This window comes from Moorena sp. SIO3B2, assembly GCF_010692525.1.
GTDB classification, from domain to species: domain Bacteria; phylum Cyanobacteriota; class Cyanobacteriia; order Cyanobacteriales; family Coleofasciculaceae; genus Moorena; species Moorena producens.
The window spans coordinates 1-14,800 of record NZ_JAAHHE010000159.1 but is presented as its reverse complement, the minus strand read 5'-3'; the positions used below and the strand labels follow the sequence as shown (position 1 = coordinate 14,800).

Sequence of the window (14,800 nt, the reverse complement as noted above, 5' to 3'; positions counted from 1 at the left end):
TGATTAAAACGCGTACGCTTACTTTAAACAATGACTCTAACATCACTGCCAGCACCTCTGGGATAGGGAATGCTGGTAGTATCACCATACAAGAAGCTCAACAGGTTGACCTTAATCGGAATAGTTCCATATCCACAGCAGTAAATACTAAAGCAGTAGGCAATGGTGGTAATGTCGATATTGAAACCAAGTCTCTATCCCTAGATCAAACCTCGACCATTGAAGCGAGTACTGCCGGTGTTGGCAATGCTGGTAGTATCACCATCCCAGATGCAGAGGAGGTTTCCCTTGATCGGAATAGTTCCATATCCACAGCAGTAAACTCTGGAGCAGATGCTGAAAAAGCCGGTAATATTGATCTAAAAACGCGATCGCTAACATTAACCAATGGCGCTGAGATAACAGCTAGCACCACTGGGATAGGGGATGCCGGTAGTATCACTATACAAGAGGCTCAGCAGGTTGACCTTGATCTCAATAGTTCGATATCGACAGCAGTAAATACTGGTGCAGAGGGTAATGGTGGTAATGTCGATATTGAAACCAAGTCTCTATCCCTAGATCACATCTCGACCATTGAAGCGAATACTGCCGGTGTTGGCAATGGTGGCAATGTCGATATTGAAAGCAAGCATCTATCCCTGGACAATGAATCGAAAATCCTAGCTAGTACAGATAGTCAAGGGGATGCTGGTAGTATCACCATACAAGATGCTCAACAGGTTGACCTTGATCTCAACAGTTCCATTTCCACAGCAGTAAATACTGGAGCAGTTGGCAATGGTGGCAATGTCGATATTGAAACCAAGTCTCTATCCCTAGATCACACCTCGAAAATTGAAGCAAGTACTGCCGGTAACGGAAATGCCGGTAGTATCACAATCCCAGACGCTGAGGAGGTTTCCCTTAATCGGAATAGTTCGATTTCGACAGCAGTAAACACTGGTGCAGTTGGCAATGGTGGGGATGTAGATATTAAAACGCGTACGCTAAAATTAACCAATGACTCTGAAATAACTGCCAGTACTGCTGGTGATGGAGATGCCGGTAACATCACCCTTCAGGCTGATCAAGTGACCATCCAGGGAGACTCACAGGTGTCAGCCACTACTTCCAGCGTTACCAATACTGACCGGGGTAAGGGTGGCAACATTAACATAATTGAGGCCAATCGGTTTGAGGCTACCGACGGTGGGAACGTCAGAACCACCACCGAAGGTAATAAGCAGGCTGGTAATATTACTCTGGAAGTACGTGATGATATAACTCTAGCTGGAGCTGGAAGTGGGTTGTTTGCCAACACTACTCGTGGTTCTAGCGGTGATGGTGGCAATATTTTCGTTGACCCCAGAACTTTGACCATTCGGGATAAAGCCAAGATAGCTGTAGATAGCCAAGGCCAGGGAAAAGGGGGCAGTATTACACTTGAGGCAGGCACACTCACCCTTAATAATAAAGCAGAGCTATCCGCAGAAACGGCTAGCACCCAAGGAGGTAATATTACCTTAACCATTGACGAGTTGTTGTTCTTGCGACGCAACAGTAAAATCTCTACTACCGCAGGCACTGCTCAAGCTGGTGGAAACGGCGGCAATATTGAGATTAATGCTCCCTTTATCCTAGGCATTCGTCAAGAAAATAGCGACATTACCGCTAATGCTTTTGAAGGCAATGGCGGCAATATCACAATCACCACCCAAGGTATCATTGGGCTAGAGTTCCGAGAAAAGCTCACCCCCCTCAGTGACATTACCGCTAGCTCTGAGTTTGGTCTAGATGGTACCGTCAACATCAATGCACCTGGAATTGACCCCAGCCGAGGGTTGTCGGAATTGCCAACCGATATAATTGATGCCTCTCAACTGATTGAAAAAAACCTCTGTGCTGCGGGTGAGGGGAGTGAATTTACTGCCACAGGTCGTGGTGGCTTACCGGTTTCTCCCAACGAAACCCTGAACCCCAATGCTACATGGGACGATTGGCGTATCACTGAGCAACCTCAAACTAGGATCAAAAGGCGTCGGTTAAGGTCAAGGCAGCATCAACTACAGATTAATCAACCACAGACCAGTAATCCTAAACCTAAACAAATTGTGGAAGCCCAAGGCTGGGTTATCGGTGCCAACGGGGAGGTAATTCTCACCGCTCATCCAGTCATAGTGACTCCGAAGGGTACCTGGTTACATAAAGTAGACTGTCCAATGCTTCACCAAACCTTTAAGCAGCTGCGGTGAGTTTTCCGGGGAAACCAGAGGATAGATCCCCCTCCCGTCCCCCTTAACAAGGGGGAAGCCAGAGGATAGATCCTCCTCCCGTCCCCCTTAACAAGATAGATCCTCCTCCCGTCCCCCTTAACAAGATAGATCCTCCTCCCGTCCCCCTTAACAAGGGGGAAGCCAGAGGATAGATCCTCCTCCCGTCCCCCTTAACAAGATAGATCCTCCTCCCGTCCCCCTTAACAAGATAGATCCCCCTCCCGTCCCCCTTAACAAGGGGGAAGCTATGCGATCGCTTTTCCCTGTTCCCAGATCCGCTGTTCCCAGATCCGCTGTTCCCAACGCGAAAGATAACTCAGATAAATGAAGCGCCTGATTCAGTTTATTTTAATGACCTTGTTGGGGCTAATCTTAAGCCATGGTGTACACGCACTACCCTTCTCGGCTGGCCATCAGCCATCAGTCATTAGCACTCAGTCATTAGCAATCAGCCATCAGCAATCAGCCATCAGCAATCAGCCATCAGCACTCAGTAACAGTGAGCAGAACGCAACAGTAAGCAGGAGACAACAGGAAGCAGGAAGCACGAAGCACTACCTGCTGCTGGAAAAAGGCAAACAATATTACGATGCTGGCAAGTATTCTGATGCTGCACGAGTATTGCAGCAGGCGGCACAAGCTTATCAAGCCACAGGAGATATCCTCAACCAAGCCCAAGCCCTGCGTTTGCTGTCCTTAGTGACTCAGCAACTTGGGGAATGGGATCAAGCCCAAGCAGCCATTGACTCCAGTTTGTCGTTGCTAGAAACCGTATCCAGGGGAGGTGAGGGAGTATTGGCTAAAGTGTTGAACACTCAAGGGCGTTTGCAATTGGTACAGGGAAATGCTGAAGCTGCCCTGAACACCTGGCAAAATGCTGAAGCACTGTATGCTCAAGCCAATGATCGGGTTGGTGTGCTTGGTAGCCAGATTAATCAAGCCCAAGCGATGCAATCTTTGGGACTTTACCGTCGAGCCAAGAAGCTATTGACTCAGGTAAGACAAACCCTGCTGGCACAACCGGATTCTCCTCTAAAAGCTATTGGCTTACACAATCTTGGTAATGTGTTTCGCCAAGCAGGGGATTTAGAGCAATCTAAACAGACCTTAACCGAAAGTTGGAAAGTCGCACAACGAATACAATCTCCAGAATCCCAGAGTCAAGCGTTACTGAGTTTAGGTAATACTGAGCGAGCCTTAGCCACAAGAGCAAAAGACACGAATAACCACAAGGCATCCAAGCAGCATATCCAAGAGGCGATAACTCACTATCAACAAGCAGCAGCAACCACCACCTCACCCATTACCAAAATTCAAGCACAATTGAATCAGCTAAGTTTACTCATCGAGACAGACCAGGAGAAATCTGTTCAAGCGTTGTTGCCACAAATCCAGACATTGCTAACTAAATTACCATCCAGTAGAGCATCAGTTTACGCCCACGTAAATTTCGCTCAAAGTCTGATCTTGATCAGAAATCGAAAATTGCGTACGCAATTTACCAAACCAATTACCACGCAAATTCCCAATTTCCCAGACATTGCTCAACAACTCAACACTGCCATTGAGCAAGCTAAAACCCTAGAAGACAAACGAGCAGAATCCTATGCCCTGGGCACCCTTGGTAACTGGTTTGAACAAACCAAGGATTGGTCAAATGCCATAACCTTTACCAAGTCAGCGCTTCTGATTGCCCAAGGGATTAATGCACCGGATATTGCTTATCAGTGGCAGTGGCAAATGGGACGTCTACTTAAGGCTAAAGCCGAACAAGCCACTACCACCAGAAATAGTAATACCGAAGCAGTAACGGAAGTAATCCAGGATGCGATCGCTTATTATACCCAAGCCTCTAATACCTTAACGAATTTACGCAGTGATTTAGTTGCTCTCAATCCGGACATCCAGTTTTCCTTCCGAGAACAAGTAGAGCCTGTTTATCGAGAGTTAGTTGATTTACTCTTGCGTTCTCCTGAACCGAGTAACGATAATCTCAAAAAGGCCCGTAAGGTTATTGAAGCACTCCAGCTTGCTGAAATCGACAACTTTTTTCGAGACGCCTGCGCCAAGCCAGAAAAAGTCAACATTGATAATGTAGACCCTAGAGCAGCGGTGATTTACCCGATTATCTTAAAAGACGGCTTAGCGGTAATCCTCAAATTGCCTAAGCAAAATGACTTGGTGTACTCTTTCCATCAAAACATATCAGACGATCAAGTAGACGAAGCGGTCAAAAAGTTCCAAGAAATCATAACCAAACCTACCGGTGCTAATCACACTATCAAAAAAGAATTACCCCAAATTTATGACTTGCTAATCAGACCCTTTGAAGAAGAACTAGAGACTAACCGTGACAGAGACCAAAGCCCAATAAAAACCCTAGTATTTATCCTAGATGGGTCATTACGAAATATTCCTGTAGCAGCCCTTTATGATCGAGAAAAGGACAAGTATTTAATAGAACGGTATGCTGTAGCTGTGACCCCTGGCTTACAGCTAGTGGACCCCAAACCATTGCCAAGGCAACAGCTCACAGCCCTAATTGCTGGAGCTACTAACGCTCCCAGCTTTAAAAAAGAAGGTTTAGGACCAATCGATAACGTCGCATTCGAGTTAACAAAAATTGGGGAACAGGTCAACCGTAGTCAGAAACTGCAAAATCAGGAATTTATCAAAGAAAACCTGCAAAATCAACTAACCGCAGCGTCTTTCAATGTTGTTCATATTGCCACTCACGGCCAGTTCAGTTCCAACCCAGAGCAAACATTTATTTTAGACTGGGATGAACGCATCAAAGTCAAGGATTTAGATAACTTACTACGGATGAGTGACCCCAGTGGCACCACCCCCATTGAACTATTGTTACTGAGTGCTTGTCAGACTGCTACTGGGGACAAACGAGCGGCTTTAGGACTAGCTGGGATAGCGATTAGAGCAGGAGCACGCAGTACCCTAGCCACCTTGTGGCAAGTTAATGATGCCTCTACAGCGGAATTTATGAATCAGTTCTACCAACAGTTAAATAATCCACAGTTGACTAAAGCGGAAGCCCTGCGAAATGCTCAAATAGAGTTTCTAAAGATGGAAGAAGAAGATCCTAACAAAGACTACACTCTTCCTTATCATTGGGCACCATTTATTTTAGTTGGGAATTGGCTGTAGAATGTAGAATGTAGAATGTAGAATGTAGAATGTAGAATGTAGAATGTAGAAGGCAGAAGGGAGAATGTAGAAGGGAGAAGGGAGAATGTAGAAGGGAGAAGGGAGAAGGGAGAAGGGAGAAGACAGAAGGGAGAAGGCAGAAGACAGAAGACAGAAGACAGAAGACAGAAGACAGAATTCTCAATTCTCAATTCTCAATTCTCAATTCTCAATTCTCAATTCTCAATTCTCAATTCTCAATTCTCAATTCTCAATTCTCAATTCTCAATTCTTAATTCTCAATTCTTAATTCTTAATTATAAAATTCCGACACTCTCCTCTTTTTCCCTATTTTTTAACCAGCACCGGTGTAATTTCCTCAAGGTTACCCAAAAGGGGTTGTTCAGATATGGTTTTCCCCAAACGAGGGGTCAATACCTCAGTCCAAGCTTCTTTAAGAGTCCTATCGTGGGGCTGTTGCCGCCTTAATTCAGCTAACTCAGTTAACTGATCAAACCATATGTCATGCTTATCATAAGCTGCGATTCTCTCTTGAAGAGTTTTCGCCTCATTTAAATCCTGTTCTAGGTCTGGAGAGTGGGCAACTCGTTTAACTCGTCCTTTGAAATAGACGGTTGTTGGTTTATTGGATAATTCCCAAGCAGGGCAATTGATCTCTATATTCCAACGATAGGTTTGACCAACTTCCAAGGAATTTACTTTCTCAGGAAGCCGAATACCCACAATGCCAGGCTTATCTAGTAGCTTGAAAGATGTTCGGTAAATATCTTTTTTACCATATTTATCCTGCAAGGAAAATTCTAAGGACGCTTCATCCTCTGAGTTATAATCTCCATCTTCTGAGGTATAAGGTAGATATATCCAAAAGGTTGGATAATCATGAGTAACCTTTAAATATGAATAATCTAAATTTGGCTGATAAAAACCTACTAAAGAAGTCAGTGTTGGAAGCTCTGCCTTGTATAGGCAAGGACCACGGGTTCCTGTACCCTGGGCAGCATCAGGAGTACCCTTGTCTGGGGGTTTGGGCTTGGTATACTCAATTGGTCCTTGTTGTGCTTGGCCAACATTGATGGATTGATCAGCTTCTACTCGGGAGACCAAGAAACAACTAATCCAGCCAACAACCATTAAATTAAAGGGAAATAGGTATTGAAGCCGAAATAATTTAGTTAACATCATCACTCAACCTTCAGATCAACATCGACAGATGTTTACCTGATATATCCAATTTTTGGATTCAGATTAACACCCCTGTATATCACCACTATTTCCAGATCAAAATCCGGTCAAGTGTTGTGATTAGTTATTAGTAATTAGTCATACCAAATCCGGGTTAAAAATCCCATTTATTCAGTATGCCTAGGGCGTGTTTTCAAAGTTTTCCGCAAGATTTAGATCCCCCCCAGCCCCCCGCGCGGAAGGGGGGAGCCATACTCAAAGTCCCCCTTTTTTAAGGGGGATTTAGGGGGATCTCCGAGGCAAGAAGACACGCCCTAGGCGCAACTTGTTAGTATCGCCCCAAGTTAGTATCGCCCCAAGCACTATAAGTCGCGGCTAAAGGGGGGTTATCAAAGGGGATTTTGGCTCATTGGTCATTGGTCATTTGTAACTATCAAGAGATTTAATGTAGCTCACCAAAGACTAATCACTAATGACGTAAGCATATGCTTACCTAATGACTAATGACGAGTCAATTACTTTGGTCACTTTGTAAACCAAAGTAAAGAACCACACTAGTAGCCACCAATGCTATAGTAGCGGGAATTAATGGCACCCAACCACCGGTTACTATCAGTAAAACCCAGCAACTTCCATATAAAACAACCAAAGCAGTTCCAGTACCCAATAGGACGGGACGCAGCACGTTAAAGTTTCCAGCAACCATACCCCCCACCACAGCCCAGCACCAAATCCACAGGGCTTCACCAGGCTCAGACCACCACCAAATTAATGGTCGATTATCCAGCACTGCACTGAGGATATGACTGATCATGTGAGCCTGAATTTCTATGCCAGTCATGGTCTTAACAGAAAACTGACCACCACTGTAGGGTGTGCGCCACATATCATCGTTAAAACTCGGGGCAATGGTACCGATCACGACAATGCGATTCCTGACTAAGTCGGCATTGAAGTCATCCCTGAGAACCTCTCCAAGGGAAACGGTCTCAGCAATTTGATCGGAAGCTCGATAATTCAGTAATATTTGGTGACCACCGGACTTTAGATTGTGATATCCACCAGAATCCTTTTCTAGGGTCTTAAAAACTGTAGTGCCAAGCTTTAAGTAATTTTCTGTCACCTCCAACTGGATTGCTTGATCGGCCAGATAACCTGTTGCCAATTGGAAATTAAATGAGTAGTAGCTCTGACAAGGAGATGGTGACCCTACAGCCAACAGATGGCGACGGATAATGTCATCGGGGTCGAGTAAAACATTATTAAAGCCTTGGCGAACCTCTGGCACTTCTGGAGGTGGGGGAACTCCGGGGTCACCATAATGGCAGATGGCAAACAAGTGATCACTAGTTTGCATCCGAGTCGCTAAATCCTGGTATTCCCTTGCCACAGGATTCTCCCGATAAATATCCAAACCAATGGCACTCGGTTGATACTGTTCCAGCTTTGCCAGCAGTTTGGCCAAGGAACGATCGGATAAGGAGGCGGCTCTTCTTTCTTCCTTAGGTTGGGACTGCACATCCTTTTCAGTGATTGTGACTAATAACAGTCGTGGATCTGGTCCTTCATTGGGTCGCAGCCGCATCAACTGGTCAAACCCTTGCAGTTCCCAGGGCTGGAATAGGCCAAGCGATCGCACTACCATTACCAAGCTAGTGACCACTATGCTAGATAGCAGCACTCTCTGGAAACTAGGCCACTTGGGTTTCCGTTTTTCTTGCTCTTGGCACAAATCTGCCCAAGCTGGTGGTTCTTGTGCTAGATTCTGGTAAATTACTGGTAACCAACTGGCGCAGGGAAACTGACGCTCCAACCCCTGCAATCGCTCCCGTGCTTCCCGCGCTGCCAGATATAAAGACTTACCATTAGCAAATCCCTTCAAAAAATACTTCAAAAAGTTTTGAGCGACCTGATCTGGCACCAACTCCCGCATTATAATCATTTGGGGAATTTGTAAATCATGGAGTTTCCGTGCCAATCCCAACCCATCACAAGAATTAAAAATTGCCAGTTTTAAGCCCTGGGCCACGGCTTTTTTGAGGGCATACCACAGTTCATCAATGGTTAAGCTATCGGTGGGATTAATATAAATTCGACCTGTTTCCCCCTCTGTCTCACTATGTCCTGCGAAAAAGATAATATCCCAAGCTTGCTCCCATAACTGGTCATTGATTTCGTGATGTTTGGGCTCTACTAAAAAGACGGTTTCTGCATTAGGTAAATTCTCCAGCAGTTGTCGATCTGCCTTAATATCAATACCAGCACTATGACCTAAAATTGCTAAAATTCTCACTTTAGATTTCGAGGTAGGTGTAGGGAGTTGATGGGGTCGCTTAAACTGTGTTCCACTCAGAGCAACTTCAGCCTTGGGGTAACGGTCAAAAAAATCCCACAGATGCCAAGGCAGCTTTTGTAACTGGGTATTTTCCGTGCGAATCAGCACCCGAATGGTTTCCTCTGGGTTTAACTCTTCCCGTAATCGCTTATCAATGGGACGAAACTGTTCAGAATCCAGCCATCGTTTCAGTATATTACCTAACTCATGGGCTGAATCCCGACATTCCTTGAGCTGTTGGTTAATGGAACCACCATAGATAATTTTTCCGGGCTGGATTCTCGCGGGTGAACCTAGGCTCCGATATTTTTCGCGCCAATGGTATTGTAAGTAAGTAGTGAGTTGTGAAGCTGCAGGCAAGTAACCGGTCATTTCCAGTGTTGCGCGTGACCCTTCTTCAGCAATTTCTAAGCGTAACTGAAACCCCTGCTGCTGGGAATCACCATCTAGACTCAGGACAACTAACTTTCCCATTTTTGGTAATTAGTTATTAGGTATTAAGTATTAGGTATTAAGTATTAGGTATTAAGTATTAAGTATTAGCTATTAGCTATTAGCTATTAGCTATTAAGTATTAGGTATTAGGAATGGATAACAATCGTAATAATTCAGCTAATGCGCTACGCGCACGCTGCGCGAACAGCTGATGCGCTACAGATGGTGCTACTTGAGGTGCTATCAGCTATCAGCTAAAGGCCAACGGCTGACCGCTGACCGCTGAATACTTACTAACAATCTTACCCATTCCCCCTTACTTGAGAATAAATTTTATGCAATAGGGATGGATTTATAGACGATGCTTTCCCTGAGTCAGTTTCTCACTAAAAAACCAGCCCTACTTACTCGGGCTTTCCTATAATCATACCAAATCCCCTTTATTACCCCTACTTCCTATAAGCCAAAATCTACCTCACCGAATTGACAACTGCTATAGTAATATTATATCTAATTAATAATCGGATTAATACAAGGCTGGGTTTACGAAGCATACCGGTAGCGCAATCGCCGCTAACTTTAGATTAAAAAATTTTCCGTAATACTGACATCATTCAAAACTAACTTAATGCTAAAACGTTCTCCCGGTTCGCCACTGACTTGCAACTTAATATTTTCCGTCTCTCTGGCTTGGGTTTGAATCACCGCAATGCCCTCGTGATCCAGCACCATAATCTGTAGATTCTTGGGAAGACGGTCTCCACCACCACCAGGATACAGTTCAATGAATATATTCATTTTGGGTGAATCCGTTGGATGTAGCTCCACAAATAAAGCTACCTTCTCGGCACCCCAGGCGATTTCCGAACCGAGTAGCTTACCTCGTTTTACTCCCACGGTAGTATGCAATCCTTTACTAGGTTGGTCAAAGGGGAAACTTCTGAAATCCAGCATTGGCTCCGGTGCTGGCTGTAATATAGTTTCCACTGTCTTCCAATCTGCCTCAAAACTATTGTCTAACCACGGCCTTAATCGCACTACTGGTGTCTGGCTTTGTGGTTGCTGTTGTTGGGTAGGGTGTGTTTGCATAGTGTTGGACGGTGAAGCATCGGGACAGAAGACCTTGGGTTTGAGAGCATGACTATGGCTCCACTGCTTTGCCCCTGCCTGGGATTGGCCACATTGCCGATACTCTTTAATGTGTCGCGGTAACTCTTTCAGGGTTCGCAATTGGTTCACGGGGAATTGTTCTGTTACCACTTTATCAGCAAATCCTACCAGAGTTGCCTCCTCCAATGCTTGATCAAGCTCCACCGCCACATAACCAATTCGTTCCTGCCAGACTGCTGCTGGAACTTTGACACACTTAGCCTCAGGTAAAATAAGTCTACACTCCAACTTACCATGATTTTTCACAGTCAGATCCGCAACATCCATCAAGGTTTGCATCACTGGGTTCCAACTGTCGCTTTCCTCTAAGTTTGTCTCAAATCCCATCTTTCAACTCCAATTCCCCTCCCGTTATAGTCGTTCGCGCAGCGTCTGACACTGCCAGTAAGACAAGCGCGGGAACGAAATTACCGCCAGAACAGGGTCGCCAAAATGGGTTACTGGCTATAGGTAAAAGGGTTAAAACTTTTGGCATAAGGCGACCCTGTTCAAGGTTTTGTCTCCGGGAGACGGGGCGTATAAAGTGCTCCCGCAGCTGACCCACACAGCCCCTTGGGAATTGGAGACTAGAATTGTTGCGAGTCGTTGATAGTTTCTGTTATCATAGATATATTATTACGCTCCTTTGAGTGTCGATTTAGGTGCAAGCTGAAAAGCCTCTGCTAGAAACTTAAATCATCAAAAATCTTGAAAAAGTAAGCCCGATGATTTGATGCTCCTAGGTCGCCGCTACGCGAACGGAGGGTGTAGAGGCTGTTTGGTTCAGCCTTTAAGGGTTTTATACTCTTAATAATCCCAGCGACCTAGGAGCCGCTACGGGAACGCTATAATCTTCGGGCTTTGCCCGACGCGGGGCGCGTTCGATTTAGCGATGGGAGTATCAAACACCGCAAGTAAAAGTTAACTGCATACACTGCCAGAGTATTTAAATAAATACCAGATAGGGGTTGACCTTTGGATGGGCGGCAAATTTTACGCGATCGCAAAATTTGCTTAACCAGTTTTCCTAAAGCTTGCTGCCGCTCTTGAGTATCTCGTGGGTACCTTTGCACTTGGCATACCAGCTGCCTAATTTGCTCTTTCATGGCTATCAATTAGAAAGACTGACCTGCTTACTTATCTGGCTGAGCTGAAATTTTTATGGGTTAATTTACAAAACTTTATTTTTTTCTAGAATCGTAGGGTGGGTAGTGCCCACCAGACATCAATCGTTTGAGTTAATTATTATCCCCAGATCCCAAGTGATTCATTGTAGGGTGAGCAGTGCCGAATTAAGAATTTAGAATTAAGAATTTAGAATTTAGAATTTAGAATTTAGAATTTAGAATTTAGAATTTAGAATTTAGAATTTAGAATTAAGAATTTAGAATTAAGAATTTAGAATTTAGAATTTAGAATTTAGAATTTAGAATTTAGAATTTAGAATTTAGAATTTAGAATTTAGAATTTAGAATTTAGAATTTAGAATTTAGAATTTGTAATTCTGCATTCTCCATTCTGCATTCTCCATTCTGCATTCTCCATTCTGCATTCTCCATTCTGCATGCTCCATGCTCCATGCTCCATGCTCCATGCTCCATTCTCCATTCTGCATTCTCCATTCTGACAGACAACCTTCAACAGACAACCTCTCGACTATCAGTTGATTTTCTCGGTAAATCCTGAAGGTATCCTGGAAAATCTGCCATCGGCTGCAACTTCCTTAACGGTAACTCATTAGTTGCGACATTTTCCACAAATCCCAGCAGTTTGGCTTCTGTCAAGGAGTCATTCAGTTGCACTGCTATATAAGCAATTCTATCTTGCCAAACCTCTTCTGGGACGTAAACAAACTCGGCATCTGGTGAGACTGGTTTACATTCGAGCTTGCCGTAATTTTTAACCACTAAATCAGCCACATCTAGGAATGTCTGCATGATCTCTTTCTGGCTATCACTAGACTCTAAGTCAGTTTCAAATCCTAGACCCTGTAAGTACTCATTGACTGCATACACCGCCAAGGTATTGAGATAAACCTGTTCGGCTTTTTCCAGATTAGATTGCTGTTGGCAACGCTTTTCTGCTAGCTGATGGGCTGCTTCTGGTAGTGTGACCATAATTTGACAGACTAGTGTGACTGAGCAATCCCTCTAGTTTAGCGTTACTAATAAATTATCAACTATAATAGGTATCATCCTATAGGTAGAGGAATAATTCCCTTTAACCCCTACAGGTGATCTAAGTTTATGTATTGAGCAGATTAAGCACCGATTTGGACAAGCCTGTATTTGTTTATACAATTTTCAGCCCAGCTCTTCCTCTATATATCTCTTGATTTCAGGGGATAATTTCCTAATATTACGTTGAAAGAAGTTATTCAGGGATGAAATTTTAATTCCTAAAGAATCCGATATCTCTTGCCATTTTTTTCCGTCGAGGTAGGCTAACCCTATCACTTGCAATGTGGCGGAAGGATGGTTTTTGATATGTTTCTGTAAGAGCTTTTCCGGGTCTGCTTTAAAATAGTATCTGAGCTGGTCATACAACGTCAGTTCTGTTTCCGGTTGTGCCACAGTCTCTATGGTCATCGATTCCCCAGTCAGCTCAGAAAAGTTTGAGGAGAAAGGCAGAGAGGCTTTAGCCATCTCAAACACTAATGAATCTCCCTTTGTCCGGTCTTTTGCGATTAACTGGGACAACAACAATAAGACCATCATAATTTTAGTAACGTTACTGATCTGGGTCTTGTCTATAATTAAGCCTTTAATGCTTAGTGTGATCCAAAAAATCACAGAATCTAGTTTGGTGCTTTTAATCAGAGCGTTCAACTGATATTTGATTCTGACAATTTTGCCAGATTGAGCTTGGATAAATGGGTCATTGAGGTCTTGTTGAGCCTTTTGTAACATCTTATCAAGGCGATAATTGACCCAGGCTATAAATTTCCCTTTTGCTTGATTGTAGTGATTGAGGTTTTGATAGACATAATACAATGTCCGATTCACAGCATCATCATAGACCTCAGGGGAAAATTTGCCTCGATAGCAAAGCTTACCGGAAAGCTTAATGGCATTGAGCAATTCCGTTAAGGCATAAAATCGCTCTGGGCTATGGGGTTGATGCCGTTGTGCTTCTAGGGCTAGCTGCTGAAGACGACTCTCGTCGAGTACCTTCTTAAAAAGACTATCCCGCCAAGAGGCCCACTCCTTTTCAGAAGTCATTTGTAGATATGGGCTATCAATATCCTCCTCAAGTTGATGGTTGAGCTGCTCCTGTACGGTCTGATATATCTCTAGATAGATGCCAGATAGAGGGTGACCTGGCCGTGGGCGACACACTTTACGGGTACGCAAAATATGCTCAACTAGTTCTGCCAAAACCTGATACCGCTGTTGATTTTCAATCGTATCTTGTTTTGATTTAATCACCAGATGTTGAATTTGCTTGCTCATGACCATTCAGGAATGCTTGTGTAATTAGTTATCAGGGTAGTTTCCAAGTTTTATGAAATTCGTTACAAAACTTTATATTTTGGAATAGTTACAAAACTTTATATAAAATTGTAGAAAAATTGGATTTTCGGAGTGATTAACATAGTGAGGGCAATCAAAAAGCCTTGATGCTCTTGATAGCAAAACTGATTATAGGGTTCGGCGTTGCATAAATCCCGGATGATTTTAATAGTTTTGTGGAATGGGCATCTTGGTGGCACGGGCATCTTGGTGGCACGGGCATCTTGGTGGCACGGGCATCTTGGTGGAATGGGCATCTTGGTGGAATCGGCATCTTGCCCGTTACAATTCCCAGACGGGCAGGATACCCACCCCACTCCTATTTATCCCGCCCCTCAGCAATGCCGAATTCTTCAGGGCTCTGTCAACAAAAAAGGAGATCAACCCAACATCAATAACCCGACATAGGACGATTAGAACTATTGTCTAAAAAAAAGCAGCTTGTTGACTTTGAACAAATTAGATAAAGATTAAGGAGTAGTGATCTGATGAATATTCCCAACGATCAATTCTGGACTCAATCCGTATTTCCTTCCGGAGCCAATGAAGCCTTTGACCGCTTCGGCACTAGCTTAACTGGAGGAGATTTCAATGGTGATGGTCGGGGTGACTTGGCTATAGGTACACCCAACGAAGATCTTGATGGGGAAACCAACAGAGGTAAAGTCAATGTCCTCCGAGGATCTTCAACAGGCTTAACTAGCTTTGGTAGCCAATTGTGGAACCAGGACAATCTTGCTGGCAGTTCAACTGAAGCTTTCGATCGCTTC

At 44.0% G+C, this 14,800-nt stretch carries 8 protein-coding genes and 1 pseudogene; 4 read left to right on the top strand and 5 right to left on the bottom strand.

Annotated elements, in window-relative coordinates; genetic code table 11:
- Both F6K38_RS25070 and F6K38_RS25065 read left to right on the top strand, forming a co-directional pair.
- Positions 1 to 2,234 (top strand): annotated as a pseudogene (locus F6K38_RS25070) (S-layer family protein); the annotation flags it as partial.
- A 345-nt stretch (positions 2,235 to 2,579) separates the two neighbouring features.
- Positions 2,580 to 5,417 carry a CHAT domain-containing protein gene (locus tag F6K38_RS25065; RefSeq protein WP_008180135.1) on the top strand — a complete coding sequence of 946 codons (2,838 nt, stop codon included), beginning with the start codon at positions 2,580 to 2,582 and terminating at the stop codon, positions 5,415 to 5,417.
- A gap of 327 nt (positions 5,418 to 5,744) precedes the next feature.
- On the opposite strand, the gene F6K38_RS25060 is transcribed toward F6K38_RS25065, so the two are convergent.
- The 5 genes from F6K38_RS25060 to F6K38_RS25040 all read right to left on the bottom strand — a co-directional run bounded on the left by F6K38_RS25060 (position 5,745) and on the right by F6K38_RS25040 (position 13,970).
- The gene (locus F6K38_RS25060; protein WP_044492329.1) at positions 5,745 to 6,599 is read right to left on the bottom strand and encodes a DUF928 domain-containing protein; all 855 of its coding nucleotides are present in this window, start codon (positions 6,597 to 6,599) and stop codon (positions 5,745 to 5,747) included.
- Positions 6,600 to 7,110: 511 nt separating this feature from the next.
- Positions 7,111 to 9,408 carry a CHASE2 domain-containing protein gene (locus F6K38_RS25055; protein WP_287265195.1) on the bottom strand — a complete coding sequence of 766 codons (2,298 nt, stop codon included), beginning with the start codon at positions 9,406 to 9,408 and terminating at the stop codon, positions 7,111 to 7,113.
- A 540-nt stretch (positions 9,409 to 9,948) separates the two neighbouring features.
- Positions 9,949 to 10,866 (bottom strand): DUF1822 family protein, encoded by a 918-nt coding sequence (locus tag F6K38_RS25050; protein ID WP_287357817.1) that lies wholly within the window; start codon positions 10,864 to 10,866, stop codon positions 9,949 to 9,951.
- A 1,289-nt stretch (positions 10,867 to 12,155) separates the two neighbouring features.
- On the bottom strand, positions 12,156 to 12,635 hold the full coding sequence (locus F6K38_RS25045) for a DUF1822 family protein (protein ID WP_287357814.1): 480 nt from the start codon (positions 12,633 to 12,635) through the stop codon (positions 12,156 to 12,158).
- Between the two features lie 186 nt (positions 12,636 to 12,821).
- Positions 12,822 to 13,970: a hypothetical protein gene (locus tag F6K38_RS25040; RefSeq protein WP_287310823.1), complete on the bottom strand. Its 1,149-nt coding sequence runs from the start codon at positions 13,968 to 13,970 to the stop codon at positions 12,822 to 12,824.
- 219 nt (positions 13,971 to 14,189) lie between these two features.
- On the opposite strand from F6K38_RS25040, the gene F6K38_RS25035 reads away from it, so the two are divergent.
- Complete coding sequence (locus F6K38_RS25035) at positions 14,190 to 14,438, top strand: hypothetical protein (RefSeq protein ID WP_287357812.1); 249 nt, start codon at positions 14,190 to 14,192, stop codon at positions 14,436 to 14,438.
- An 80-nt stretch (positions 14,439 to 14,518) separates the two neighbouring features.
- Positions 14,519 to 14,800 (top strand): integrin alpha (locus F6K38_RS25030; protein ID WP_287357810.1); only part of this gene is annotated, 282 nt, incomplete at its 3' end.

What these genes read in the sequence shown, in the direction of transcription:
- F6K38_RS25035 (WP_287357812.1), top strand. Translation starts at nt 14,190, where the DNA reads ATGATTTTAATAGTTTTGTGGAATGGGCATCTTGGTGGCACGGGCATC.
- F6K38_RS25045 (WP_287357814.1), bottom strand. Translation starts at nt 12,635, where the DNA reads ATGGTCACACTACCAGAAGCAGCCCATCAGCTAGCAGAAAAGCGTTGC.
- F6K38_RS25055 (WP_287265195.1), bottom strand. Translation starts at nt 9,408, where the DNA reads ATGGGAAAGTTAGTTGTCCTGAGTCTAGATGGTGATTCCCAGCAGCAG.
- F6K38_RS25050 (WP_287357817.1), bottom strand. Translation starts at nt 10,866, where the DNA reads ATGGGATTTGAGACAAACTTAGAGGAAAGCGACAGTTGGAACCCAGTG.
- F6K38_RS25040 (WP_287310823.1), bottom strand. Translation starts at nt 13,970, where the DNA reads ATGAGCAAGCAAATTCAACATCTGGTGATTAAATCAAAACAAGATACG.
- F6K38_RS25060 (WP_044492329.1), bottom strand. Translation starts at nt 6,599, where the DNA reads ATGATGTTAACTAAATTATTTCGGCTTCAATACCTATTTCCCTTTAAT.
- F6K38_RS25065 (WP_008180135.1), top strand. Translation starts at nt 2,580, where the DNA reads ATGAAGCGCCTGATTCAGTTTATTTTAATGACCTTGTTGGGGCTAATC.